Origin of the sequence: Pedobacter gandavensis (genome assembly GCF_032677645.1) — a bacterium.
Lineage (GTDB): Bacteria > Bacteroidota > Bacteroidia > Sphingobacteriales > Sphingobacteriaceae > Pedobacter > Pedobacter gandavensis_A.
Genome location: NZ_JAVTSB010000004.1, coordinates 42,487 through 67,196, shown reverse-complemented (window position 1 = coordinate 67,196; position 24,710 = coordinate 42,487). Strand labels below are relative to the sequence as shown.

The following is a 24,710-nucleotide window of genomic DNA, read 5'->3' as shown; positions in this document are numbered from 1 at the left end:
TACATTTGTCCTATTAATTATAATAAAAAACACAATGCAAGAAGGAGTAGTAAAATTTTTTAATGAAACTAAAGGTTTCGGATTCATCGTTCCAAACTCGGGCGAAAGTGAAATCTTTGTTCATTCAACTGGCTTATTAGCCGACATCCGTGAGAACGATAAAGTTTCTTATGATGTTGAAGAAGGTCGTAAAGGTCTTAATGCAGTAAATGTTAAGGTGATCTAAATTTCCTCAATATAAATTGTGAAAACTGCCCCTCAAGGGCAGTTTTTTTTTGTGCCCTGTTTTTTCTGAACCAGGTTGCGGAATACGGAGTAGTTAGTGCTTTCGGGTGATTTGATCCCTTACTTTGCCGCAAGGAATAGCTGTTCCGCCATTTTCTGATCATGACCATAGATGTCGTCCCTGAAATTTAAACGACCATCCTGATCTACCCAGGCAGTGAAATAAGTAATAAAGACAGGAACCGGTTTCTTCAAGGCAACCCAGATCTCTTTAGTGCTTTTCATCGCTTTAGCAATCTTTTCCGGTGTCCACTGCGGTTGATCCGCCAATAGATAATCCGCTAATTTAACCGGTTGTGCCAGTCGGATGCAACCATGACTAAACGCGCGTTTCTCTTCCGCAAACAATGATTTTGCAGGAGTATCATGGAAATAGATGTCGTAACTGTTTGGGAAAAGGAACTTTACTCGACCCAGCGAATTGTTATCTCCGGGTTTCTGACGAACCATTGGAAGTCCATTGCTGGTTCCCGTTTGCTCCATATTTTTACTCCTTAAGTAATTGCTGTTCCGCTTCATCGCCGGAAGGATTTCTGCGCGTACAATGCTTGCAGGGATGTTCCAGTAAGGGCTAAACACAATGTTTCTAAGCTTGTTGCTGAAAATAACGGTCTTATTGGCGGCTTTCCCCACCACAATACCCATATTTAATACCTGTTTGTGATCTTCAAAAACATGGAGCTGGTATTCCGGAATGTTAACCAGAATCATTTTTCCATCAGGCATAGTAGGCATCCAGCGCATCCGTTCCAGATTAATCAGCAATTGCTCAATGCGGGTCTGGATGGGAACGTTTAATTCTTTTAGTAATGATGCATCAATTACTCCGCTGCTCCGAAGTCCATATTGTTGTTGGTTAGACTTGACCGCTGTTTTAAGCTTTGCATCAAATTCAGGTAGGCTGTCCTTGATCGAGGTATCTCCCAACGCTTGTAAACGTTGTTTTACCAGGCTCACCGTAACTCCGGTGTCACCCAATTGATATTTTTTCTTCGCCCCGATTGGAATTGTTTTCCAGTTCCCGGCTTGCTGGAGCGTATAATAACGTTGAAGTTCTTTTTTAAGCTGCTTGTATTGTTGATTTACAGGCTCCCAGTCTTCTGAGGTAGGGTTCTTGTTGGCCATCAGGGAATCCAGTAAGACCACGGCACTTAGCTTTTTCCTCGGAATATGCCATTGAATGACCTCCGGATTTACTTTTCCCTCATAGGCAGTGGCCACATAGTTGAAGAAATGACTGGTCAACTGCAATTCCAGATGGGCCAGACTGCTATCCGCCTTTTTGAAGGTCGTATCTTCCTTCATCAACAGCTCCATCTTTTTGTCGAGGTCCCGGTTTAGCAGAGAACTGTCGCGGAAATTGTCCACGTAATCTTTATTCAACTGATAAAAGACGCGTGCCTGTTCTGTCAATCCTTTTTCCCCCAGCCAGGCGAACTGAAAGTTCCGGCTATTGTAAAAGTTCCTGAGATACTGGGCAGCGCTATCCGTTAGTTTTTGTGCTTCAATATAATGCTCCATTTGCAGGCTGTCTACTGCCAGCCTGGTAACGGAGTTTTTCGGTGTAATACTAATGTCTCTTTCTATCTTAACTATTTTGTTCCGGTTACAAGCTATAAATACAACGGGAAGCAGGAAGAATATCAAGAGCCATTTTCGCATATTACAGTAGTTTTTCTAATTGTTTCTCTGTTTGTTTATCGAGTGTGAGCAAAAACTCTTCAATCCTGATTTTCAATAATCGGGTCATGGTGGAGTTTGGCATCCGTGTAAGGACCATTTTTGCTTTATCACTGCTGTTTAATAAGGTCCCTTCTTCTTCATTAAAGGAAAAAGTTCCTTGTTTAAAAACACGTTCCTGTACTAAAGGTTCGTCAATCATGGAAATAAATTGCAATGGATAAATTCTATGGGTCTTTTTTTCGTAGAGAATCCAGAAAAACACCTTGGAAGGATCACTTTCTGAATCAAAATTGCGTCGTTTAATCTCGACTAAAGAATTGAAAGGGGTATTGAAGAAATATAGTATTTCAAATGCTTCGGACATATTTCTGGGAAATAGCTTTAATGTAAATAGTTTCTACGCGAATATAGCTTTAAAATTTGTTAACCCTTAAGTCATAAGGACAGGTTCTGCCTTAAAATCAGTTATCTCCTCTTTTTATTTGTAATAATTTTCATTCCTTTACGAATTCAAACAAAACAGTAATAAAATCTAAGATGAGCGAAGAATTTTATCTTCATATTTTCAATAAACAGAACCATGTAGAAGCTGTGCCTTCTAATGAGATCATTGCCAAATGGGCCAATAATCTGATGAATATGGTGTACCCGGAACGTTCTACCTTTCCGAAATATACATTGCAGGAAATTCAGCACCAGTTTGCTTCCCTGGAATTAGAGTTGACCAGCCTGTTAAATTCGACAAAAGCCTGCGTTCACTGTAATAATGAGCTGATTTCTAAAAGCTTTTTTAAAGGATTGCCGGAGTTGTACCGAAAGATGAATACTGATATTTCAGCTATTTTAACCGGTGACCCCGCGGCGAAAAGCGAGTTTGAGATTATTCGCAGCTACCCTGGTTTTATGGCGATTTCCATGTATCGCATTGCGCATGCTTTATTGATTGCTGAAGTGCCTTTAATCCCAAGAATCCTGACAGAATACGCGCATTCGCAAACGGGAATTGACATCCACCCTGGTGCTAAAATCGGAGAATACTTATACATTGACCATGGAACGGGTATCGTAATCGGAGAAACCACGATTATCGGCAACCATGTGAAGTTGTATCAGGGGGTTACCCTGGGCGCATTAAGCGTAGAAAAATACATGGCCAATATCAAACGTCACCCTACAATTGAAGATCATGTGATCATTTATTCGGGGGCAACCATCCTGGGTGGAGAAACCGTAATCGGTGAAAATTCCATCATTGGCGGAAACGTCTGGCTTACCAAAACGGTGCCTTCAAACTCCACCGTTTATCACCAATCGTCCATTAAAGTTATCGATACCAAACAAAAAGACTAAACATCATGGCAAATATCATAGAATTTGTAGGAAATACGCCTTTAGTAGAGATTCAGAAATTACATACCAACCCGAATGTGAAGATTTTCGCAAAATTAGAGGGTAATAATCCTGGCGGAAGCGTAAAAGACAGGGCCGCTTTGAACATGATTCGCTCTGCAATAGAACGCGGAGACATCAAAAAAGGAACGAAGCTGATCGAAGCGACCAGCGGAAATACAGGAATCGCATTGGCCATGATCGCCAGTATTTATGAGATAGAGATTGAATTGGTGATGCCTTTGAATTCTACCAGAGAGCGCACCCTGACTATGGAGGCTTATGGGGCAAAAGTGACCTTGCTGGAATCGATAGAAACCTGCAGGGATTATGCCGAAGAAAAAGGCACGCAGGAGGGTTATTTCCTGTTGAACCAGTTTGCCAATCCAGACAATTATCTGGCGCATTATAAAACTACCGGTCCGGAAATCTGGAGAGATACCAACCAGCAGATTACACATTTTGTGAGCTCTATGGGGACTACGGGGAGTATCATGGGAAATTCTATGTTCTTAAAAGAGCAGAATCCGGAGATACAAATTGTAGGTTGTCAGCCAACTGAAGAGTCTTCTATCCCTGGAATCCGGAGATGGCCGGCAGCATACCTGCCTGCGATATTTGACGCTTCCAGAGTAGATCGCGTGATGGATGTTTCTCAGGATGAAGCCACAGAAATGACCAGGAAACTGGCTAAAGTGGAAGGGATTTTTGCAGGAATGAGTAGCGGCGGTGCCCTGGCTTGTTCGCTAAGACTCGCAGAAGAACTGAGCTCCGGACTAATCGTGTTTATTGCCTGCGACAGGGGTGACCGGTATTTAAGTTCTCCGCTTTTTGGCTAGTTAATTTCCCTTCTTTTTTCATAAGAAACCGCATAATTTTCAAAAGGAAATGGATCATTCTCTAAATATTCTCCTATTTTAGGCGATATGAAGCGAATTATCCTTTTTCTTTTTTTGCTGTTCAGTACTGCACAGTTGTTACAAGCCCAAACAGCACTCAAAATCATTTCTTATAACGTTTACAATTATTTCGAGTCTGAGGCCGACCGTAAAGCGCGGTTCGTGGAATGGGCAAAAGTTCAGCAAGCCGATGTCATTGCTTATCAGGAACTGGTAAATATTACTACAGCAGAATTACAGGGATTAGGAGCAGCAATTGGCCATCCTTATACTGCTCTGGCTAAAGAAAAAGGTTATGCCGTCGGTATTTCTTCGAAGTATCCAATCACTGATGTCAAAAGAGTAATTGAAGGGATGCACCATGGTTTTATGGCTGCAAAAATTAAAGACTTCAATTTCGTAGTGGTTCATTTATCGCCTTTTCGCCATGAGAAAAGGAGGGAAGAGGTGGCTACTATAACCGATAGCCTGGAACGCTGGTCTATCTCCAAAAAGACCCTGATTCTGGGTGATATGAATAGCCTTGCGGCAACAGACAGCATGAGTTATAACCGACATGGCCGTTTAACGCCGATGTTGAGCAGCGATAGTACGAGTAAACTGAGTAATACCAGCAATGGCCAACTCGATTATGAAGTGCCTGCTTACCTGATTCAGAAAGGTTTTGTAGATACCTGGTCTATGAAAGTCAAAGGTTTCAATTTTAGTTATCCCAGCCTGGTTTTCGGCCCGGTTCCGGATTCCTCAAAAGAAAGAATCGATTATATCTTTGTTTCTTCCGATTTGCAGAAAAGCGCAACGAAACCAATTATGGTGAAAGATGCGGTGACCGATCAGCTGTCTGATCATTATCCTTTGAGTATTTTACTGGCAGTTCCTGCCGACTAAGCTCCAGGGCTTATTTTTATTGCTAAATAGATATAGCTTTAGGTTATAGCTCGGTTTTTTTTGTCGATGTAGGCGTAGATAAGTTTTCCGGACGACAAATATTTGTATATTCGGGACTATATTCACTTACTATATACTAAGAAATAATGAAGCGTAAATACCTTTTGTTTCTGGGCATGCTGCTTACTGTAGGGCAGGTTTTTGCTCAAAACGGACTTACCAGATACGTAGATCCACACATTGGCTCTGCGGCTCATGGCCACGTGTTTGTTGGCGCTAACGTCCCTTTCGGTGCAGTTCAGCTGGGCCCAACTAATGTTTTTGGTGGTTGGGACTGGTGTAGCGGTTACAATTATGCCAGTAATACCATTATTGGTTTCTCACATACTCATTTGAGTGGTACCGGAATCGGCGACCTGAATGATATTCTGGTGATGCCGGCCACAGGTCCTGCACAACAGAATTATGTGTCTACTTTTTCTCATGACCATGAGGTTTCGAAAGCAGGATATTACAGCGTGATGCTGGATAAATACAAGATTAAAGCAGAATTGACCAGTTCTGAAAGGGTAGGTTTTCACCAATACACTTTCGAAAAAGAGCAGACTCAACCCCATGTCATGTTAGACCTCAAAGCAGGTTTAGGATGGGATACTCCGGTAGAAACTTATGTGAAACAGTTAGATGCAACTACGCTGGTAGGGTACCGTCTTTCTAAAGGATGGGCCAATGACCAACGCCTGTATTTTGCCGTAAAACTGTCTCAGCCACTGACTTCTTTAGCACTATCTGACAGCAGTAGCATGATGAAAAATGATAAAGAATTGAAAGGTAAAGGAGTAAAAGCTGTTTTGCATTTCGACGCGATTAATCAGGCAGTCTTAAAGCTTAAAGTCGGACTTTCTCCGGTGAGTTACGAAAATGCGTTAGCCAATATCGCTGCCGAAATTCCGGGCTGGGATTTCAATCAGGTACACAAAGCCGCGGATCATAAATGGGAAAAGGAACTGTCGAAAGTAAAGATCACTGCCGATGAAGAGACTAAAAAGACCTTTTATACCGCTTTATACCATACCATGATCGCGCCGTCTATATTTGATGATGTGAATGGCGATTACAGAGGAACCGATAAAAAGGTATACCATAACCCTGGATTTACCAACTATACCACCTTTTCTCTTTGGGATACTTACCGTGCTTACCACCCTTTATTTACGATCCTACACCAGGATAAAGTGTCGGATGTGGTCAACTCTTTCTTAGCGATTTATCAGCAGCAAGGTAAATTACCAGTATGGCATTTGATGGGAAATGAAACAAATACGATGATTGGATACCATGCGGTCCCGATTATTGTGGATGCTTACCTGAAAGGATTTAAAGGCTTTGATGTGGATCTGGCTTACGAAGCAATCAAGCATTCTGCGATGCAAAAAGTAGAAGGTATTGATTATGCAGCAAAGCTGGAATACATTCCTTCTGAACGCGTCATTGAGTCTGTTGCCAAAGGTCTGGAATATGCCATCGACGATTGGAGCATCGCCCAAATGGCGAAGAAAATGGGCAAAGAGGCCGATTATAAATACTTCTCTGCGCGTGCGAAATTGTACAGCAAATATTTTGATACCCAAACTAATTTCATGCGTGGTAAACTGGAAAACGGCCAATGGCGTACGCCTTTCAACCCGGTTTCTTCGAAACACCGTGAAGATGACTATACCGAAGGAAACGCCTGGCAATATACCTGGTTAGTTCCTCAGGATCCTGAAGGATTGATCGCTTTATTTGGTGGTGAACGTCCTTTTACCAAAAAACTAGATACCTTATTTAGCATGAGTTCTGAAATGGGAGAAGGCGGTTCACCGGATATTACGGGCTTAATTGGCCAGTATGCGCAGGGAAATGAGCCTAATCACCACATTCCTTATTTATATGCTTTTGCCGGACAACCATGGAAAACCGCAGATCTGGTACGTAAGATCACGGACTCTTTATATACCAATAAGCCGGACGGACTATGTGGGAATGAGGATTTAGGTCAGATGTCTGCCTGGTATGTGTTTTCTGCCATGGGCTTTTACCCGGTTAATCCTGCCAATGGAGTTTATGTTTTCGGTTCCCCTATTGTAAATGAGGCGGTAATTGAGTTACCAGGGAACAAGAAGTTTCAATTGAAAACTATCAATAACAGCAAGCATAATAAATACATTCAGAAAGCAATGTTGAATGGTAAGCCTTACAAGAAATCTTACCTGTTGCACAAGGATTTAGTTGCAGGTGCAACGCTGACCTTGTTTATGGGCAGCAAACCTTCTAAAACCTGGGGTGTAAATCCCGCAGACCGACCAAAATCTTTATAAAAGGTTCTGCTCATCCGTTATTGAAAAAGAAAAGCCTCCGAAAAGTTTAAATACTTTTCGGAGGCTTTTTTATAAGGTCAAAATCATTCTGGTTAACCAGGGATTGTTATTCTCCCTCGTCTTCAGTTTCTTCCAGTTTCGCGTCTTTGTTTCTTTTGAGTGCAACCTTTGGTTTATCCTGAGTTCCGGTAATGCTCAATGGAATGCCGATCAATCCGAAAGGAGGGAGACCTAATCTGCCGCTTAAGTTTAACCTGCCATCAAAGCTCACCTGACCTTCAAAACGAGGTCTGAATCCTGCAACACGCATTTTGAACCTTTCAATCGTAATGATGTTGTTATTGATCGTGGTTTTAATGTTAACCTCCGAAAGATCCGGATTATTTAAACTATCGCGTCTTGTGGCTTTTCCTACCGCATTCATCAACTTAAATCCGCTCATGCTGATTTTCTTTAGAGAAAGCACACCGCCACCTTTTAGCGAAGGGAAAACAGGGAACATATCTTTGTTCAGTTTACCGGAAAGCTGATAATCTAAACCGATTACCCCTTTCATTTTTCCGGCAGAAGTAGCCAGTTCACGGAACAATTTGATCTCTTTATAAGCTTTCGCAATGTCGAATTCTTTGGCTGTCAAATGATAGTCGAAAATTGCTGATTTAGGACTTAAACTCTTATACGTCGCATCCATGACAACCGGCGCATCAATCATGTTAAAACTAGCCTGCTTTAAAGACATAACCCCGTTGTTTAGTGCCAGGGTGCCTTTTGCATCTTTAATTTTCAGGTCATTGTAATAAACAGTGCCCGCATTTGCGTTAACTTCCACATTCAGGTTGTCCGGAATGATGATCACGCCATTACTAGCCATCGGTTTGCCGCTTGCTTCTACAGGAACGCCATTATAGGCCATAAACTCATCCGCATACAAGGCCTTGGTTTGCATCGTAAAGTTTCCGGTTAGTTTTGCCTGATCAGACAGGGCGTAATTGATTACATTGCCCAGATGACCTTTCAAGCTGATGTTAGACTGACCATAACTGGCCTGAAAGTTTTCAAACTTCATCTTATCCTGCGCAAAAGAGAATACCCCGTTTTTAATCAGGAATGTTTTCGGGAACATATCCGATTCCAGGTTCAGTGATTTCACCACCACGCGACCACGGTTATTCAATTTATGATAACGACCATTCATCGCATCGCTTTGTAATCCTTTAAAAGAAACATTCGTGAAAATCGAGCCTTTCACCTGATATCCTTTGATGGCAAATAACTGGTACATTTTCCCAATGTCAATCGTTCCTTTTGAACTGATGTTATAGGCCACATTCTCGAAATTCTTCACCTCAGCTTTCAGCATAAAAGGCTGTCCGGCCATCTGGAAAGAGATAGGTTTGATATTTAACTGCGTACCTTTTAATTTACCGTCTTTGTTTACCAGATCCGCATCAATCACGATTTGCTCTAAAGGCTGGTCGAAATGTGCCGTTTTAATTCTGCCATTTGCCAGTTGAATCGATGCTGTAGTTACGGGGAATAGCTTTTTAAGCTTATTGTAACCGCCTTTACTTTGCAGGTCTACCTTCAGCTGACCATCCAATTCCAAATCCTTTAAAGGATAGAAATTCTTGATTTCTGCAAAGTTGACCATAGATTTGAGTTGCACATCAACCGGCATGTTTTCTGCGGTTTGCAGTTTTGCCGATCCTCTGATATAACTACTCAGTGCCTGTATATTGATCTCGCTGATGTCTAGTTTGGTGTTTTTGTAATTCCCATCCGGATTACTTCCATTGATACTGAAATTGATTTTGTCAATCGCGGCAGGTAAGGAAGCAAATTTGAAATAACCATTGCTCACTTTAGAAGTCAGCTGGAATTTAGGGATGGTAGCAATCACGGTATCCACTTTTCTAATGCCGCTTCTAACCACTTTTTTACTGTATTTACCATCAGCATGTAAGTCGAAATCGTAATGACCTCTGATCAGATCCAGGCTAAAAATCTTGCCCCATTTCTCCAGATCTATAGAAGCATGCGTCTTGATATAGATTTCTGGCGTCACCAAACCATTTAATTTCACAACAGAACTCACATAATCTTTACCCATATTGAAATATAAGCTGTCCATATTAACGGTCAGACTATCCATATTTAAGCTGGGTAAACGGGTTTGTAAATTCAGGTATAATTTACTGATAGACTCAGGTGCCTTAGGGTTGGAAATCTGTCCGTCGCGAATTTTCATGTTGAAAGTCGCGGTAGGCATGGTGTTACTTTTGGCCAGATATTTACCGATTAAAGAAGCCTCGATTTCTGCGTAACCCTTGATATTTGTTTTTTCTACGCGGTTGGCAATTGCAGCAGGCAAAGCCGAAAAGATATTATGAAGGTCAGTTTCTTTAGCCTTGGTTTTAAAGTTGATGTCGTAACCATCTTTAATGAAGGAGAAACGGCCTACAAAATGAATAGGTAAAGAGTTGATTTGTAAATCATTTTCATCAAACATCAAATCCAGGGAATTGGTATTGATTTTCGTCAGCAATTTAGCATTGATCTTTTTACCCAATAAGTAAGGAGAACCGGCATAAACCACATCCAGACTGTCAATATTGGCCTGACTTTTCAAATCAAAGATCGCTTTGCTAAAATCGCCTTGTCCGGAATAATTTAGCCCTTTCGCGCTGATCAACATCGGTACAGATTGATCGTTATAACTCAGGTTACTCTTTTTAATGAAGATCCCTTCGATTTTAATCGCAGTATTACTGCTTTCTGTTGCTTGTTGTGTCGTATCTGGTTTGCTTTCATACACATTGTAATTGGCATTTCCTTTTTCATCTACTTTCACATTGATATTGGCCTCATTGATAAAAACCTGATCAATTTTAATCTCATTAGAGAAAACCGTACTCAGATCTACCCGGAAAGCAAGCTCTTTGGTGTACAATAAAGTGTCCTTCTCGAATGGAGCAGAGCCTTTTAGCGTAAAATTATGCAGACTTAATGTTAAGGAAGGAAAATGTCTGAAAAACGAAAGACTACTGTCTTCAAACCTGACTTCTCCTTTGATATTTCCGTTCACCCATTTTTCCACCGTACGGGAAATGGTTTTAGGCATCAGATAGGGGGTAATAAATAAGAGCAATACGATAGCGGAAAGCGTTATTCCCGCAATTTTAAGAACTTTTTTCAAACTTGTTTGTATGTTAATGTATTAAGCGGCCAAAGGTAATTCTTTATAGCTTAAAAACATATCGGTAAATCGGGTGTATTTAGGGATATCCAGCCGAAATTAATAGAGAAAATCTGCTGGAGAATGGGATTCCCCCAAAAAAAGCCGAATATTGTAATTGTAACGGGCATTCTGTGATGCCTGAAAATTTAAAGATAAGATTATGAGTGAAGAAAAAGTAACGGGTGCAGCCCCTGAGCTTTCTACCGAGGTAGCGGATGAAATCCTAAAGCTTTCAGAAAGTGGAAATGAATATATTGATGAGGATGATTTTGATAGTGCCATCGCAGCCTGGGAAGAAGCTTTAGCTTTAATTCCTGAGCCTCAGAATCAATATATACAAAGTGTTTGGTTAAATGCTTCTATTGGAGATGCTTACTTTCTTCAGGATGATTTCAAAACCGCACTGAGCTTCTTCGAAACTGCAAAAAGCAATACCAAAGAAGATGTAGATACTAATCCTTTCATCATGTTGCGTTTAGGAGAATGTTACCTGGAGCAAGGCGATAAAGAAAAAGCTAAAGCTTATCTTTTGAAAGCTTACTTATTAGAACCAGATGGTATCTTTTATGGTGAAGAAGACAAGTATTTTGAATTCTTAAAAGCCAATGCAGATTTAACTGCACAAGCTTAATCTTAAGTATTGCAATAGTATTTTCAAATGATTCAAATTTCCCGGAGTATACGGTTTATACGTAGGGAGGTTTGAATCATTTTTGGTATATACTGCCCGCAGTTCCCTTCTTATGATTCCTTTCTTTTGATGAGTGCTTTAGCAGACAGTTTAAAGAAGAGCTGATCAGCGTAATATTCTCATGCTAAGTTTTATACCCCTAAAAACGCCCTGGATAATCAACTAAAGAGTTTCCCGAAAGCGTAACAGGAATATGATACAAAAACAAATCGCCCTGGCTTGGATTTTGTGTCTCCTTAGTCAAATCTCACCTTAAAAACAAAAACGTTATGAATCAAAAAGAAGTAATTGACGAGTATGTAAATGCAGTAAATAAGATTGAAACTATTTTAAAGTTTGATAAGACCGTTTATCCTAATGCTACGGCCTTCATCCATCAGTTATTAAAGTTGTCAAAAGACAATCATTTTGAAGTACTAACCAAGGATGGCTCTAGTCTTGCAGAAGCCATTGAGGGATAAGAAATAGCTAAAAAGATACAGCTTAAAGTATCAAATGAACTAACCTGGCCTGTAAAGCGCCGGGTTTTTTTATAGCCAATCATTTTTTTTAATCTTTTATCATAACTAAATGAATATTCATTTACATTTGCAGCCCAATCAGAAAAACCTAAGAATAAGGTCAGAAAAGCTAAGGACAAACAATGAATAAGGTCTGAAAGGGGAAGAACAAGATCAGCAATCCATGAGAATCAGAGACGTAAATAAAATAGAGTTGGTTAAAGCGAAAGCGGTGGAACTATTGGTGGAAGTCGGTTTTGAAGGCTTTACCATGGCTAAACTAGCGAAATCATGCAGTATTTCTGTGGCCACTTTATACATTTACTATAAAGATAAGGACGACCTGATCCTCCAGATCGGTCTCGAAGAAACCAAAAAACTGAGCGCAATGATGCTGGAAGGCTTTGATCCGGACTTTTCTTTTGCCGATGGATTGAGACATCAATGGAAACATCGCGCAAAGAGTATGTTGGAAAACCCTTTGTCCTGCAAAATGATTGAACAGTTGAGAACCTCCACCTATCAGGAAAAGATTTTCGAATCCATGACAGAAACCTTTAAACAAACCCTTGGTGTCTTTATGGACAAGGCGGTAGCAAAAGGAGAAATCGATGAGATGCCTATGGAAACCTATTGGTCGGTCGCTTTTGGCCCGCTGTATGCGCTGGTTCGTTTTCATAATGAGGGACGCAGCATTGGCGGCAGGCCCTTCATCCTGACCGATGAAATCCTCTGGAGCAGTTTTGATTTAGTATTGAAAGCATTTAAAAAATAACCTACCAACCTATTAAAAAAACAACTCACCAACATGGAAATTAATGGATTAAGCGTGTTGCTATTTAAAACAAATATCCGCACGGAAAGTGACAAACAATTTATGACGCAACTGATGCAAAAGCATGAAATTAACCACTGGACCGTAGATCAGGAAGACGTGGATTGTGTACTCAGAATAGTTTCAAATGAGTTGCAATTAAACGATGTGATTGCCCTGGTAAGCCAGCATGGTTACCAATGCGAAGAACTAACTTAAATTCAGGGGGCCTCAGCATATCCGATAGACCCCCAGCTTCAATAATTAAAACCTCCAAATTATAATGGATCAAACGATACCCAGCCAGATTGCCCCACCGTTTTCTGGTTATCAAAAACTTGTCATTGTCTTACTGGCTTTATTACAATTTACCATCGTGCTGGATTTCATGGTACTTGCCCCATTGGGCGATTTTCTGATGAAATCTTTGACAATTACCCCGAAAGGTTTCGGCCTTGTGGTTTCTTCTTACGCTTTTAGCGCCGGTGCTTCAGGAATTCTGGCAGCCGGTTTTGCCGACAAATTCGACCGTAAGAAGCTGTTGTTGTTTTTTTACACCGGATTTATCGTAGGAACTTTATGCTGCGCCATGTCTACCACCTACGAAATGCTGTTGGGTGCCAGAATTGTAACCGGCCTCTTTGGCGGCGTTATCGGCGCGATTTCCATGACTATCGTAACCGATCTTTTTGCCGTCCACCAGCGCGGAAGAGTGATGGGATTTGTGCAAATGGCCTTTGCCGCCAGTCAGATTTTAGGAATTCCTATCGGCCTTTATCTGGCCAATATCTGGGGCTGGCATGCCGCCTTCTACATGATTGTAATCCTGGCAGTTGCTATCGCCCTTACGGTTGTCTTTAAAGTGAAACCAATCGACAAACACCTGGCCATTCAATCCGATAAAAACCCCTTTTTACACCTCTGGCATGCCGTATCTAATCCTTCTTATCAAACCGGATTTCTCGCCACAGCCTCTTTAAGTGTCGGTGGTTTCATGCTGATGCCCTTTGGAAGTGCTTACCTGATCAATAACATCAATATCAGTCAGGAAGAACTGCCGATGGTGTTTATGTTTACCGGAATCGGTTCCATCATCATTATGCCCCTGATCGGGAAATTGAGTGATAAGCTGGATAAGTTTATGATATTTTGTGCAGGCTCCTTACTTGCCATAGTCATGATCCTGATTTATACCAATCTGACACCAATTCCATTATGGCAGGTTGTGGTCTTAAACATGGTTCTTTTTATGGGCATCATGAGCAGAATGATTCCGGCAACGACCTTAACGATGAGTATTCCGGATCAGCAGGATAGGGGAGCGTTCATGAGCGTAAATGCCTCAATGCAACAAGTTGCAGGCGGTATCGCTGCTCTTTGTGCCGGATTAATTGTGACACAGGAAACGAAAAGTAGTCCGCTGCAACATTACGATACCTTAGGAATCATCGTTTCGGTACTGATCTTAATTTGTGCTTTCTTCGTGTACCGTGTAAACATCATGGTGAAAAAGAAAGGACAGGCCTAAGACAAATCTTAAAAGAAAAGCCTTAGAACAATTGCATGGTGGTGGCATTTTGTGTCGCACCAGGCGTGTTCATTTTCTTTTTCAAAAGATCCTGAATCTTCTTCATCAGCTCATGTTGATTTTCCCAGTTTTCAGCTTTCGCGGCAATCTCGGTCGCTGCCCGTATTTTGAAAATCTTATGATCTGCTACCAAACGATGTTGTGTAAACAAAGCCACCAGTTTCTGATCTGATTTGTTTTTCGGTTTCGTACGGATATGTTTATTCAAAAGATTGATCACCTGTAAAGTCAGTTCCTTGGCAAAGTAATTATAGGCCGCATCCATTCTGGTATGAATGGCCATAGGGTCTTTCAAACCATGTTCTTTTTGCAGTTGTCTCAGCTGAGATTGAAAACGAATGGAAACCTCCTGAAGCGCTTCAATAGAGCGGCTCAGGTTACCGATCATCGAACGGAATTCCGGATCAGTTGATTTCATGATCTCATGGTCTGCACTTAACTTGTCAAATGATTCCGTCAGTTCATTAAAAGAAAAAGCACTGCTGAACAAATGAATGATATATCTTTCCTGAGCAGCAGCAAGGAAATCCGATAAGGAATCCACATTGCCAATCTTCATGTAATTTAAGACCTCGATATTGGAACGCAGACTTTCTTTATTGATCTTAGAACGGAGAATCAGACCGTTTAAAGTCCTCACTCTACTTAATGCCACGTAAACCTGACCAGACACAAAAGAGTTTCCGGCATCGATAATGGCACTGTCGAAAGTTAAGCCCTGACTTTTATGAATAGTTACGGCCCAGGCCAATTTGATCGGGAATTGAAAAAACTCACCTACCTGTTGCTGTACAATGGCATTGTTTTCATTCGCTTTGTATTCAAATGATTGCCATGATGATCTTTCTAATAGTAAATCTTCTTCCTCATCCGGAAAAGAGATATAGATTTCTTCTCCTTTGATTGATTTTACTTTTCCAATTTTACCATTATAAAACTTCCGGTCCTCGCCCGTATCGTTTTTAATGAACATCACTTGTGCGCCTATTTTGAGGCGTAAAGATTGCTCCACCGGTAATACCTGTGCACTAAAAGTACCTTCTACCTGACCTTCGAAAACAAAATCTTCGCCTTCCAGCTCATCTGCTTTCTCATTGTTGATGGTATTGGCTTCTGCATTATGAGAAGTAATGATAATGTGGTTAGAACCTTCGGCCTGTTTAAAGGCAGGATCAAAGCGCTGGTTTAAAACCGCGAGTCTTTCATCGCCGATCTGATTGTTCCTGATGTCATTCAGAATGTCCACAAATTCCGGTTCCGTTTGTCGGAATACCTGTTTCAGCTCCACCTGTAATAAAGGATTTTGCTTCACCACTGTGGCTTCAAAGAAATAAGGAGAAGGGTAGATCTTACTCAGCAACTCCCAGTCTTCTCTTTTAGTGACCGGTGGCAATTGAAAAAGATCTCCGATCAATAAGAGCTGTACGCCACCGAAGGGCGCATCATTTTTCCTGACCATCCTGAGTATCGCATCCACTGCATCGATCACGTCACAGCGCACCATAGACACCTCATCAATGATCATCAGCTCCAGCTCCATCAATAATGTTTTTCTTTCTTTTGAATAGTTGAGTTCTGTAAGGAGACTTTTGATAGACACTACACCAGCTCTTAAGCTGGCCAGGTTTACATCACCCGGAAAGAAAGAGCCCGGAGGCAGTTGAAACAGGGAATTGATGGTTACACCTTTGGCATTCATGGCCGCAACACCGGTAGGTGCAACGATCACCGTCTTTTTCGCAGTCGTCTCTTTTATTTTTCTTAATAAAGTCGTTTTCCCGGTTCCGGCTTTCCCGGTCAGGAAGATGCTTTGATTGGTATATTCGATAAAGGAGATGACATTGTCAAAAATTTCATTGGCGGAATCCACAGTACTCATGGGGACAAATTTAGCCTAAATTTCGTAAATCATGCCCATTAAAGGCAATCATTCCATGTTTTAGAGATCATTATATCTTGATATCAAGGTGTCATCTGCAAGAGTCCGGACACAATCATTTGACTGGCAACGGATTCATAGCTATGTGTACCTGGGACGAGGATCAGTTTGAAGTTTTTCAGCTTCATGTCTTTTAGGGCTTTCGGATTTTCATCTGCTCCGTAATAACACAGGATAGGGATGGAAATCTTTTGCAGCTCCGGAATCACCTTGTAAGGTTTGTCGTCTCCGCCAAGATTGAGGAGGTCTACTTTGCGGACTTTAAAATCGCTCGTTGCAAAAGGGGAGCAGAGCTGGATGCCGGCAATTCTTCTTTTGGCGCGGAAGGGAAGGCGGTTATAGGCGAAGGGGATCACATCAGCGCCAAAGGAATAGCCACAGAGGTAAATTTCAGTCGCATGGTACTTCATCTGGTAGGTTCTCAACAGGAGTAACAAATGTTTGGCCAGCTCTTCCGGTGTACGCTGTTCCCAAAAGTAGTTTCTGGTGTTGAAACCGACGGTATTAAAGCCCTTCTGTGCAAACTGAGCGGCTAGTTCATCTTCAAAGTCCAGCCAGCCTCCATCTCCTGAAAACAGGAAGACCAGGCGCTTAGACTCCGGTACCGTACTGGTATAAAGTATCACAGGGAGGTCGTAATCGTACTTTTCTATCCCTGCATGTTGGGTTTTCCGGTTGCGTAAAAACAATCCACAACCTGAAAGCAGGAGTAGCGCAGTCACCAGAACTACAGTTTTCAAATGATCCATTTGTTCCTTTTATTCTTTCTGATTTAGCTCAGGGTATCTCATTTTAATAATGTAATTTAGAGCAAAATTCCTCCAAACGCTCAAATGTGGAAATCTTTATTTGTGGATATCTTGTAGTTATCCACAGTCGGAATAAGTTATCACCTCCGTATGAATTTACTAATGAGCGAGTTAGGAAAAAGGTGAAATTTTCCACCTCAATGTTAGTAAAATTTATGATCTTCGCACTCCCAAAACAACGGATCCATTCGCTGTTTTGATTTTTAAAATCGTAAAATTAAAGAGAACCTATGCAAAACACTTGTACCCAAGTATGGAATAACTGTCTCCAAATCATAAAGGATAATATCCCGGCCCAGAGCTTCAAGACCTGGTTCGAACCGATATCAGCCCTTAAGCTGGATGGCAGCGTTTTAACTGTACAAGTACCTAGTTTGTTCTTCTACGAGTGGCTAGAAGAGCATTACGTGGCATTATTACGTAAAACGGTTAAACAACAACTTGGCGCAGAAGGACGTTTAGAGTATAATATAGTGGTAGATAAATCTACAAATGGAGCACTACCTTATACGACTAATATGCCTTCAAACGGAAGCATGTCTTCAACTAACAGGAAACAATCTATGCCGGTTCCTGTAAATGTGAACAGAGACATTAAGAATCCATTTGTGATTCCGGGATTGAAAAAGATGAACGTTGATCCACAACTGAACTCAAACTATACGTTTGATACTTTTGTAGAGGGCGACTGTAACCGCCTTGCCCGTTCGGCAGGACATGCGGTAGCGGCAAAACCTGGTGCAACTTCATTCAACCCTTTAATGATCTATGGTGCTTCAGGTTTGGGAAAAACCCACCTGGCTCAGGCGATTGGAAATGAAATCAGACAAAACCTTCCTGATAAGTTAGTGATCTACTTATCATGTGAAAAGTTCTGTCAGCAGTTTGTAGAATCATTGAAAAACAATACCATCAATGATTTCGTGAATTTCTATCAGGCAATGGACGTGATCATCATGGATGATATTCACAACTTTGCCGGAAAAGAGAAAACTCAGGATATCTTCTTCCACATCTTCAACCATTTACACCAATCAGGTAAGCAAATCATTATCACTTCTGATAAGTCTCCAAAAGACCTTACAGGTTTAGAGGAACGCTTATTGAGTCGTTTCAAATGGGGCCTTTCAGCAGATCTTCAGATCCCTGAATTAGAAACCAGAATCGCGATCTTAAGAAAGAAAATGTATGCTGACGGAATCGATCTTCCTGATGAAGTAGTAGAATATGTAGCCAATAATATCGACAACAACGTTCGTGAACTGGAAGGTGCAATGGTTTCACTATTGGCACAATCTACGATGAACAAGAAAGAAATTGATTTGCAGCTGGCTAAGTCAATGTTGAAGAACTTTATCAAAAACACCACGAAAGAGGTTTCTATGGATTATATCCAGAAACTGGTTTGTGACTACTTTGAGGTTCCGGTACATTTATTAAAAGCACCTACCCGTAAAAGGGAAATCGTGCAGGCCCGTCAGATCTCTATGTATTTATCAAAAGGGATGACGAAATCTTCTTTGAAAACTATCGGCGCCTTCTTTGGTGGCAGAGATCACTCTACAGTGATTTATGCTTGTCAAACGGTAGAAGATTTGATTCAAACGGATAAGACTTTCAGAGCTTATGTAAACGACATTGAGAAGAAACTGAAAATGAGCTAGTCATTTGAAATATATTAAAAGCCGGGAATAGAAATCGCCACAGATTTTCATTCCCGGCTTTTTTGTTCGCAGATTATTTTACCTTTAAGGATGAGCACTTTTGCAGAAAGAATCATCGCTTTTAATCAGCACATCGAGTATAAAGGTTCCTTGCCGGAAGGAATCCGCATTATGAATCCCTTTAAAGAGAGCCCGCTTGCACTAGCCGCCTCTACGGAGTTTTACCAGAAATATTATAACGATACGAAGCCGAGACACCTGATCTTCGGCATCAATCCAGGCCATTTTGGTTCCGGACAAACCGGGATTTCTTTCACCGATCCCAAGCGACTACAGGCAAATTGCCATATCGACTATGCCGGACCGCTTACTCATGAGCCTTCTTCGGCCTATATCTATGAAATGATTGCCGCATTTGGCGGTGAAGAAAAGTTCTACCAGCAGTTTTATATCCATTCGATTTGTCCCCTCGGTTTTACCAAAATGGGGGAGAACGGGAAGGAAACCAATTACAATTATTATGATAGTCCGGCTTTGTTGAAGTCCGTTTACTCTTTTATTGTAGAGAATATCCGGAAACAAATTGAAATGGGCTTTGAAACGGATGTCTGCTTTTGCTTCGGAACCGGTAAGAATGAGACTTTCTTTAGAAAACTAAATGAGGCACACCAGTTCTTCAAAAAGATAGTTGCCCTGGAGCATCCAAGGTACATCATGCAGTATAAATCAAAAGAGAAGTCGGCGTATATTGAAAAATACCTGCGTGCTTTTAGCGAATTTTAAGGGTTTTAGTGCTGTAACTAGAGATCTCTGCCAGCATTTTGATATTGGTAATCGTGATTTTACGGCCTTCAGAAAACAGCACACCCAGGTTTTTGAACTCTTTCAGGATTCTCACTAAGTTCTCTTTGGCGATACCTGCCATATTTGATAAATCGCTTCGGGAAATGTTGATCGTTTCCTCATTTGAGTCCTCATTTTTGTACTTTTCTCTCAATACAATCAAGGTGATGGCTACTCTTTCCCTTGCCGTTCTCTGCGTAAAAACAGAGATGTTATTGGTTAGGACCGCATACTCATGACTCATATTCTTCAGCAAACGCTGCGTTAAAATCGGCGAACTGTGCAGTACTTCCAGGAAATCTTCTTTAGGAATAAAGGCAATGATGCAGTCTTCAATGGCAGATGCAGAGTCCGGATAACGCTCCTCAGAGAGGATCGCATGATAGCCGATCAGTTCACCTGTACCTGCTACATACATGATTTGTTCCCTGCCATCCCGATCTACTTTATACTTCTTGACAATCCCTTTCTGGATGAAAAATATCCCCGAAGGAACTGCGCCTTCTTTGAAAATCACATCCCCTTTGTTATAACTTTCTATCGTCATATTGGCATAAAGGCGGTCCTGATCTTCTTCAGGAATGCTCTTCATGATAGATTGGGACTTGAAATTCCATTGATCAATCGGGAAAATACCGGCTAGGCTCATAATGCTCGTTCTCTAATCTTTGAAGTTGAATCCTTTTTGATACGACAAAGTTACTTCTATTTTTTCTGCAATCGGGCTATATTAAAGGTCATGTTGAGGTAATCTCTTTCAGGGAAGTTGATATTTATCAGTTTTTCGATTGACAAGGATGTGTGTTTTTTCTGATTCATGAGCTTAAATTTGTAGTCGTAAACTTAACATGAGTGATGGCGAAATTTCAGATTATAAAAGACCTTGACAACAAGTTCCATTTTAACCTAAAGCTAAAATCAGGCGATATCGTCTTGCGCAGTACAGATAAAACTGTTGCAAAGATTTCCTGCGAAAAGCAAATCGAATTGGTAAGATCCAATTCACAGTTTGCACAGCGTTTCAGTAGACAAACGGACGACCAGGGTTCTTTTTTTATATTAAAGGACGCAGATAATCAGGTGCTTGGCCGCAGTGGTTATTATACCTATTGGTTGGATATGGAGCGTAGTATTGCAGCAGTACGCAGCTATACCCATGATGCAGAACTGGAAGATTTGAGTGCAGTAGCACAAGGTGCAACCAAAGGCGCAGCATTAGATTTAGTGGCTGAATAGTCGGTTCTAAAGCGCGTAAAATTCCCTATTAAGCAACACTTCGGCGGAGAGCAGGAGGGTTGCTTTTTTTTTGACCATGATTTCGACCTCCGCTTTTCAGGAGATTAGCGCCTGTCAATGCTATGGGTAAATAAATAAATCCCAAAACCTCAGGTTTTATAAATGTTAATATAGATGTTAGTCTAACTAATAAAGAAAATATGAAGCTAATTAACGAAAGACTGGGTCGGTTAGAGGTAAATATGACGTCTATTTTAGAATGGATGCCTAAAATTGATAAGCGGATGTCTATGCTAGAGGATAGGATGTCTCTGATAGAGGATAGGATGACAATGATAGAGGATAGGATGACGATGATAGAAGATAGGATGACTCTGATAGAGGATAGGATGTCAATGATGGAAGATAGGATCACTAAGATAGAGGATAGCATGTTACGCCTTATAAATTACAGTTTAAGCACCCGTGCAATGCTGGAAGGGGTGGCGATGAAAGCGGATGAGAATTTCAGTAAAATCGATGACAGGTTAAATAAGATTGAAGGCAAGCTTAATGTGTTAACAAATGAAACTTCCAGCAGCTTTACTGAAGTTGGCGATCAATTGGGAGGAATTAAAGCAGAAATCATGAAAATTGGTGCGGCTACCCGATACGAACAGTTTCATGACGATCAACAGAAATTTAATATCCCAAATTGATTTATTAGGTACAATAACTATTCAAGCTCCGGGAGGGGCTTTTTTTTATGCTTTATTGCGAAGCACAATGGGGAATATGCCCGGGCGTGATGGAATTGTTTCAAATGAAGTTAGCACAGCACCCAAAATTTATTGACCATAAAATCTATGAAAATACAGGGCATAACATTCATTATGAACAACCAAAGCGATTCGTTCAGGATTTAGGCGATTTCCTGAAAAGGGTTAAAGCTTCTCGTTAAATAATTGTAATTTGGGGTTCATCCTTTTCAAAAAGCGGAATGAATTACAAGTCTCCTCGTCTCTTAATGACTTTTTACGCTGGGTTTTTTCCTGCCACATTCGTGATTTCTATCGCCTGTGCAGCCTTGTTTGCTTACCTCGGACTGCCGTCATTGACCATTCTGATCTGGTTCAAAATTGCAACCCTCGGAATCGTAGCGTACTACATCAGCAAATACAAAGCTAAAGAGTTTTTATATTATCAGAATCTGGGTATTTCCAGGACCTTTTTATGGTCGGGGACGATGATCCTGGACTTTCTTATGTTTTCCTTTCTTTTTCTAATCTCCGGAAAGTTCCAGGGTTTAAGTGTTGATTTTTTTAACCTTTTTATGTAAATCTGTATGACGCATCGATTAGAAGTAGATAGTGTACACTTACAATTTGGGGAAAGAGAGATCCTGACAAACGTGTACCTGAAATGTGAAACCGGTAAAATTACCGGCCTGTTAGGCAGGAATGGTACTGGAAAGTCGAGCCTGATGAACCTCATATTCGGTAATCTTGTTCCAGGTAATAAATCGGTTCGTTTCGATGGGAAATCTGTGCCTAAAGCTTACCAACACCATGAGCTGCTTTCTTACCTTCCTCAATATAATTTCATTCCTGCTCATTTATCTTTAACCAGAGTGTTTTCAGATTTTAGTCTGGATTTTGCAGCTTTTGAAAAGTGTTTTCCGGAATTCCAGCAGAAATATAACAGTAAGATCAGGCAGCTTTCTGGCGGACAAAGGCGTTTGGTAGAGACTTATGTTCTGATTAAATCTAAATCTGAGTTTGTCATGCTGGATGAGCCTTTTTCTCATTTGAGTCCATTAATGATTACTGCGGTAAAAGAATTGATTAGACAAGAACAAGGCAATAAAGGTTTTCTGATTACAGATCACATGTACCATGAGGTGCTGGATCTTGCTAATGATTTATATGTTTTAGCAGAGGAGCAGGTGTATTTAGTCAACCAAATTGAAGACCTGGAACGGTTAGGCTATGCCCGTTTAAGCCATTAATTTTCAAATGAAATGATGCTAGTATTTGATATGAACCTTCAATTTCAAATTATGTATATCATACATAAACAGCCTATCCAGTTCATTATTTAGTGTTTGCAGGTTGCGAATCGCATCGCCAGCGGTATTGTTAAAATAGACATATACCCTTTTTCCTTCTCTTTTCCATTCGTGGATATAACCCGCATATTCTGTCAGGAAATTATCGTCGTACCCTCCTTTGTAATCTCCCTTAGGCCCATGGAAACGGAGGTAAATGAAATCCGTCCGATGATGGATCATCGGAGTTGCAGCACCCGGTTTATCATGTAAAACGAGCCCGGCATCAAATGCCTGCATTAAATTATAGGTTGTTTCCACATACCAGGACGGGTTACGGAATTCTAAGGCCAGGTCCCAGCTACAGGAAGGATTCTCTTCACGGATGGTATGCATCAGGCGCAGCAATTGAGGGACATGCTTAACCCCTGTACCCGGAGGAAGCTGTACCAGCAAACTTCCTTTTTTATCGCCTACCTGATCTATCGTATGTATAAATTTTCTCAGCAGCTCCCGATCAAATGAAAACTCTTTTTGATGTGTGATTCCCTGCCACAGTTTAAAGGTGAATTTGAAATCATCAGCCACACTTTCGGACCATTTTTTTACGGTAGCAGGCATAGGAACCTTATAAAAAGAGCTGTTAATCTCAATGCTGTTAAATAAGGAACTATAATAAGTTAACCTGCTTTTGTCCCGGAACTCAGGAGGATAATATTGCTTATTAGGGACAGGGAGTATTAAACCGCTGGTGCCAGAGTAGAGAACGTTTTCCATACCCCTATAACAAGCCAGAAAGAGCTTGGTTTCATTGCTTGATTATATTTTCCTTCCGGGCAGCGTGTTTTCCTTCCCAACACATGCGGTGAATTACAAATAAAACCAGACTTTTGACCTTATGATCATAAGGAAGAATGAACACTGGTTTAAAATGCTTTTTATCTGGAAGGGATCTGTTTTACCACAGTTACTTCCCAGATTATTGCTCCTGTTTATATTTTCTGTTTGTGTTGTCTATCTAAAGGGGAAACTTTTCGATTTCAAGATTCCTTTAAGTCCGGCACCATTTACCTTGTTCGGAATTGCCTTAGCCTTGTTTTTAGGTTTTCGAAACAATGCCAGTTATGATCGTTTCTGGGAAGCGAGAAAGGTTTGGGGGGCACTATTAAACGACACCAGATCCCTTGCCAGACAAGCCCTTACTCTGACTGGTTATCCTCCGGAAAGTAAGGAAGTGGATACCTTTATTCATTACCTGATTGCCTTCACTTATGCCTTAAAACACCAGTTACGCGGTACAGACGCTACCGAAGACCTCCAGAAAAGGCTTCATCCGGAATTAAGTAAGCAATTAGCAGCGGCAATTTACAAGCCTATCCTGCTGATGAAAGAAATGGGATTATGGGTACAAAAAGCCAAAGCAGCCGGGAAAATTGATACAATCATTCAGGCCTCATTTGATCAGAATCTGGATAAGTTATCAGACATTGTTGGTGCTTGTGAAAGAATCGCTTCTACCCCAATTCCTTATACTTACCGCATTCTATTACACCGTACCGTTTATATTTATTGTTTTTTACTGCCCTTTGGTTTTGTGGACAGTCTGAGTTGGTTAACGCCTTTTATTGTGAGCTTTATCGCCTACACCTTTGTAGCGCTGGAAGCAATTGCTGATGAAATAGAAGAGCCTTTTGGAACTGAGCCGAACGATCTGGCTTTAAATGCGATGACCACGATGATTGAAACTACGCTGTTGGAAATGGGAGGGAAGCCAGTCCCTGTAGCGACTCAAAATTCGGAAGGTATTCTGGACTAAGCCAGATCAGGATCCAGTATCAGCCGCAATGACTAAGTTGAA

General features: G+C 41.0%; 24 protein-coding genes. 17 read left to right on the top strand and 7 right to left on the bottom strand.

Annotated elements, in window-relative coordinates; all coding sequences use genetic code 11:
- Positions 1-34: 34 nt before the first annotated feature.
- Entirely contained in the window at positions 35-226 is a 192-nt protein-coding gene (locus R2Q66_RS08075) for a cold-shock protein (protein WP_062549601.1), read from the top strand.
- A 119-nt stretch (positions 227-345) separates the two neighbouring features.
- On the opposite strand, the gene R2Q66_RS08070 is transcribed toward R2Q66_RS08075, so the two are convergent.
- Positions 346-1,947, bottom strand: coding sequence for a murein L,D-transpeptidase (locus tag R2Q66_RS08070; RefSeq protein ID WP_316747667.1), 1,602 nt, complete (start codon positions 1,945-1,947; stop codon positions 346-348).
- A 1-nt stretch (position 1,948) separates the two neighbouring features.
- Positions 1,949-2,332: a hypothetical protein gene (locus tag R2Q66_RS08065; RefSeq protein WP_316747665.1), complete on the bottom strand. Its 384-nt coding sequence runs from the start codon at positions 2,330-2,332 to the stop codon at positions 1,949-1,951.
- Positions 2,333-2,505: 173 nt separating this feature from the next.
- Here R2Q66_RS08065 and epsC point away from each other — a divergent pair, with 173 nt between their 5' ends.
- The 4 genes from epsC (at position 2,506) to R2Q66_RS08045 (ending at position 7,504) form a co-directional block, all read left to right on the top strand.
- Positions 2,506-3,318, top strand: coding sequence for a serine O-acetyltransferase EpsC (gene epsC, locus R2Q66_RS08060; protein ID WP_316747663.1), 813 nt, complete (start codon positions 2,506-2,508; stop codon positions 3,316-3,318).
- Between the two features lie 5 nt (positions 3,319-3,323).
- Positions 3,324-4,196: a cysteine synthase CysM gene (gene cysM / locus R2Q66_RS08055; protein WP_316747661.1), complete on the top strand. Its 873-nt coding sequence runs from the start codon at positions 3,324-3,326 to the stop codon at positions 4,194-4,196.
- Between the two features lie 87 nt (positions 4,197-4,283).
- Positions 4,284-5,144: an endonuclease/exonuclease/phosphatase family protein gene (locus R2Q66_RS08050; RefSeq protein WP_316747659.1), complete on the top strand. Its 861-nt coding sequence runs from the start codon at positions 4,284-4,286 to the stop codon at positions 5,142-5,144.
- A gap of 146 nt (positions 5,145-5,290) precedes the next feature.
- On the top strand, positions 5,291-7,504 hold the full coding sequence (locus tag R2Q66_RS08045) for a GH92 family glycosyl hydrolase (protein WP_316747657.1): 2,214 nt from the start codon (positions 5,291-5,293) through the stop codon (positions 7,502-7,504).
- A gap of 106 nt (positions 7,505-7,610) precedes the next feature.
- Here R2Q66_RS08045 and R2Q66_RS08040 read toward each other — a convergent pair whose 3' ends face one another.
- Positions 7,611-10,700 carry an AsmA family protein gene (locus R2Q66_RS08040; RefSeq protein WP_316747655.1) on the bottom strand — a complete coding sequence of 1,030 codons (3,090 nt, stop codon included), beginning with the start codon at positions 10,698-10,700 and terminating at the stop codon, positions 7,611-7,613.
- A gap of 202 nt (positions 10,701-10,902) precedes the next feature.
- On the opposite strand from R2Q66_RS08040, the gene R2Q66_RS08035 reads away from it, so the two are divergent.
- The 5 genes from R2Q66_RS08035 to R2Q66_RS08015 all read left to right on the top strand — a co-directional run bounded on the left by R2Q66_RS08035 (position 10,903) and on the right by R2Q66_RS08015 (position 14,275).
- Positions 10,903-11,373 (top strand): tetratricopeptide repeat protein, encoded by a 471-nt coding sequence (locus R2Q66_RS08035; RefSeq protein WP_316747653.1) that lies wholly within the window; start codon positions 10,903-10,905, stop codon positions 11,371-11,373.
- A 329-nt stretch (positions 11,374-11,702) separates the two neighbouring features.
- The gene (locus R2Q66_RS08030) at positions 11,703-11,894 is read left to right on the top strand and encodes a hypothetical protein (RefSeq protein WP_316747651.1); all 192 of its coding nucleotides are present in this window, start codon (positions 11,703-11,705) and stop codon (positions 11,892-11,894) included.
- A gap of 223 nt (positions 11,895-12,117) precedes the next feature.
- On the top strand, positions 12,118-12,708 hold the full coding sequence (locus R2Q66_RS08025) for a TetR/AcrR family transcriptional regulator (RefSeq protein ID WP_316747649.1): 591 nt from the start codon (positions 12,118-12,120) through the stop codon (positions 12,706-12,708).
- Positions 12,709-12,741: 33 nt separating this feature from the next.
- Entirely contained in the window at positions 12,742-12,966 is a 225-nt protein-coding gene (locus R2Q66_RS08020) for a hypothetical protein (RefSeq protein WP_316747647.1), read from the top strand.
- Positions 12,967-13,030: 64 nt separating this feature from the next.
- Complete coding sequence (locus R2Q66_RS08015; RefSeq protein ID WP_316747645.1) at positions 13,031-14,275, top strand: MFS transporter; 1,245 nt, start codon at positions 13,031-13,033, stop codon at positions 14,273-14,275.
- A 22-nt stretch (positions 14,276-14,297) separates the two neighbouring features.
- Here R2Q66_RS08015 and R2Q66_RS08010 read toward each other — a convergent pair whose 3' ends face one another.
- A complete protein-coding gene (locus R2Q66_RS08010) occupies positions 14,298-16,214 on the bottom strand; it encodes an ATP-dependent RecD-like DNA helicase (protein ID WP_316747643.1) in 1,917 nt (638 codons plus the stop codon).
- An 83-nt stretch (positions 16,215-16,297) separates the two neighbouring features.
- Positions 16,298-17,023, bottom strand: a complete 726-nt coding sequence (locus tag R2Q66_RS08005) for an AcvB/VirJ family lysyl-phosphatidylglycerol hydrolase (RefSeq protein WP_316747641.1) — start codon at positions 17,021-17,023, stop codon at positions 16,298-16,300.
- 290 nt (positions 17,024-17,313) lie between these two features.
- On the opposite strand from R2Q66_RS08005, the gene dnaA reads away from it, so the two are divergent.
- Together dnaA and R2Q66_RS07995 are read left to right on the top strand one after the other, a co-directional pair.
- Positions 17,314-18,747 (top strand): chromosomal replication initiator protein DnaA, encoded by a 1,434-nt coding sequence (gene dnaA / locus R2Q66_RS08000; RefSeq protein WP_316747639.1) that lies wholly within the window; start codon positions 17,314-17,316, stop codon positions 18,745-18,747.
- A 90-nt stretch (positions 18,748-18,837) separates the two neighbouring features.
- Positions 18,838-19,530, top strand: coding sequence for a uracil-DNA glycosylase family protein (locus tag R2Q66_RS07995; protein ID WP_316747637.1), 693 nt, complete (start codon positions 18,838-18,840; stop codon positions 19,528-19,530).
- Here R2Q66_RS07995 and R2Q66_RS07990 read toward each other — a convergent pair.
- On the bottom strand, positions 19,517-20,182 hold the full coding sequence (locus tag R2Q66_RS07990; protein WP_316747635.1) for a Crp/Fnr family transcriptional regulator: 666 nt from the start codon (positions 20,180-20,182) through the stop codon (positions 19,517-19,519). The two genes, R2Q66_RS07995 and R2Q66_RS07990, sit on opposite strands and share 14 nt — an antisense overlap.
- A gap of 263 nt (positions 20,183-20,445) precedes the next feature.
- Here R2Q66_RS07990 and R2Q66_RS07985 point away from each other — a divergent pair, with 263 nt between their 5' ends.
- The 4 genes from R2Q66_RS07985 to R2Q66_RS07970 all read left to right on the top strand — a co-directional run bounded on the left by R2Q66_RS07985 (position 20,446) and on the right by R2Q66_RS07970 (position 22,813).
- Positions 20,446-20,826 carry a DUF1508 domain-containing protein gene (locus R2Q66_RS07985; RefSeq protein ID WP_316747632.1) on the top strand — a complete coding sequence of 127 codons (381 nt, stop codon included), beginning with the start codon at positions 20,446-20,448 and terminating at the stop codon, positions 20,824-20,826.
- 200 nt (positions 20,827-21,026) lie between these two features.
- On the top strand, positions 21,027-21,524 hold the full coding sequence (locus R2Q66_RS07980; RefSeq protein WP_316747630.1) for a hypothetical protein: 498 nt from the start codon (positions 21,027-21,029) through the stop codon (positions 21,522-21,524).
- Positions 21,525-21,805: 281 nt separating this feature from the next.
- Positions 21,806-22,144, top strand: coding sequence for a hypothetical protein (locus R2Q66_RS07975; RefSeq protein WP_316747628.1), 339 nt, complete (start codon positions 21,806-21,808; stop codon positions 22,142-22,144).
- Between the two features lie 6 nt (positions 22,145-22,150).
- Positions 22,151-22,813: an ATP-binding cassette domain-containing protein gene (locus R2Q66_RS07970; protein WP_316747626.1), complete on the top strand. Its 663-nt coding sequence runs from the start codon at positions 22,151-22,153 to the stop codon at positions 22,811-22,813.
- Positions 22,814-22,831: 18 nt separating this feature from the next.
- Here the strand turns inward: R2Q66_RS07970 and R2Q66_RS07965 are convergent, their stop codons facing one another.
- Positions 22,832-23,629 (bottom strand): DUF72 domain-containing protein, encoded by a 798-nt coding sequence (locus R2Q66_RS07965; protein WP_316747623.1) that lies wholly within the window; start codon positions 23,627-23,629, stop codon positions 22,832-22,834.
- A 121-nt stretch (positions 23,630-23,750) separates the two neighbouring features.
- Between R2Q66_RS07965 and R2Q66_RS07960 the strand changes: the two genes are divergently transcribed.
- Positions 23,751-24,668, top strand: coding sequence for a bestrophin family protein (locus R2Q66_RS07960; RefSeq protein WP_316747622.1), 918 nt, complete (start codon positions 23,751-23,753; stop codon positions 24,666-24,668).
- Positions 24,669-24,710: the final 42 nt, after the last annotated feature.

Excerpts from the sequence above, each read along its gene's own strand:
- R2Q66_RS08075 (WP_062549601.1), top strand. The coding sequence starts at position 35 with ATGCAAGAAGGAGTAGTAAAATTTTTTAATGAAACTAAAGGTTTCGGA.
- R2Q66_RS08070 (WP_316747667.1), bottom strand. The coding sequence starts at position 1,947 with ATGCGAAAATGGCTCTTGATATTCTTCCTGCTTCCCGTTGTATTTATA.
- R2Q66_RS08065 (WP_316747665.1), bottom strand. The coding sequence starts at position 2,332 with ATGTCCGAAGCATTTGAAATACTATATTTCTTCAATACCCCTTTCAAT.
- epsC (WP_316747663.1), top strand. The coding sequence starts at position 2,506 with ATGAGCGAAGAATTTTATCTTCATATTTTCAATAAACAGAACCATGTA.
- cysM (WP_316747661.1), top strand. The coding sequence starts at position 3,324 with ATGGCAAATATCATAGAATTTGTAGGAAATACGCCTTTAGTAGAGATT.
- R2Q66_RS08050 (WP_316747659.1), top strand. The coding sequence starts at position 4,284 with ATGAAGCGAATTATCCTTTTTCTTTTTTTGCTGTTCAGTACTGCACAG.
- R2Q66_RS08045 (WP_316747657.1), top strand. The coding sequence starts at position 5,291 with ATGAAGCGTAAATACCTTTTGTTTCTGGGCATGCTGCTTACTGTAGGG.
- R2Q66_RS08035 (WP_316747653.1), top strand. The coding sequence starts at position 10,903 with ATGAGTGAAGAAAAAGTAACGGGTGCAGCCCCTGAGCTTTCTACCGAG.
- R2Q66_RS08030 (WP_316747651.1), top strand. The coding sequence starts at position 11,703 with ATGAATCAAAAAGAAGTAATTGACGAGTATGTAAATGCAGTAAATAAG.
- R2Q66_RS08025 (WP_316747649.1), top strand. The coding sequence starts at position 12,118 with ATGAGAATCAGAGACGTAAATAAAATAGAGTTGGTTAAAGCGAAAGCG.
- R2Q66_RS08020 (WP_316747647.1), top strand. The coding sequence starts at position 12,742 with ATGGAAATTAATGGATTAAGCGTGTTGCTATTTAAAACAAATATCCGC.
- R2Q66_RS08015 (WP_316747645.1), top strand. The coding sequence starts at position 13,031 with ATGGATCAAACGATACCCAGCCAGATTGCCCCACCGTTTTCTGGTTAT.
- R2Q66_RS08010 (WP_316747643.1), bottom strand. The coding sequence starts at position 16,214 with ATGAGTACTGTGGATTCCGCCAATGAAATTTTTGACAATGTCATCTCC.
- R2Q66_RS08005 (WP_316747641.1), bottom strand. The coding sequence starts at position 17,023 with ATGGATCATTTGAAAACTGTAGTTCTGGTGACTGCGCTACTCCTGCTT.
- dnaA (WP_316747639.1), top strand. The coding sequence starts at position 17,314 with ATGCAAAACACTTGTACCCAAGTATGGAATAACTGTCTCCAAATCATA.
- R2Q66_RS07995 (WP_316747637.1), top strand. The coding sequence starts at position 18,838 with ATGAGCACTTTTGCAGAAAGAATCATCGCTTTTAATCAGCACATCGAG.
- R2Q66_RS07990 (WP_316747635.1), bottom strand. The coding sequence starts at position 20,182 with ATGAAGAGCATTCCTGAAGAAGATCAGGACCGCCTTTATGCCAATATG.
- R2Q66_RS07985 (WP_316747632.1), top strand. The coding sequence starts at position 20,446 with ATGGCGAAATTTCAGATTATAAAAGACCTTGACAACAAGTTCCATTTT.
- R2Q66_RS07980 (WP_316747630.1), top strand. The coding sequence starts at position 21,027 with ATGAAGCTAATTAACGAAAGACTGGGTCGGTTAGAGGTAAATATGACG.
- R2Q66_RS07975 (WP_316747628.1), top strand. The coding sequence starts at position 21,806 with ATGAATTACAAGTCTCCTCGTCTCTTAATGACTTTTTACGCTGGGTTT.
- R2Q66_RS07970 (WP_316747626.1), top strand. The coding sequence starts at position 22,151 with ATGACGCATCGATTAGAAGTAGATAGTGTACACTTACAATTTGGGGAA.
- R2Q66_RS07965 (WP_316747623.1), bottom strand. The coding sequence starts at position 23,629 with ATGGAAAACGTTCTCTACTCTGGCACCAGCGGTTTAATACTCCCTGTC.
- R2Q66_RS07960 (WP_316747622.1), top strand. The coding sequence starts at position 23,751 with ATGATCATAAGGAAGAATGAACACTGGTTTAAAATGCTTTTTATCTGG.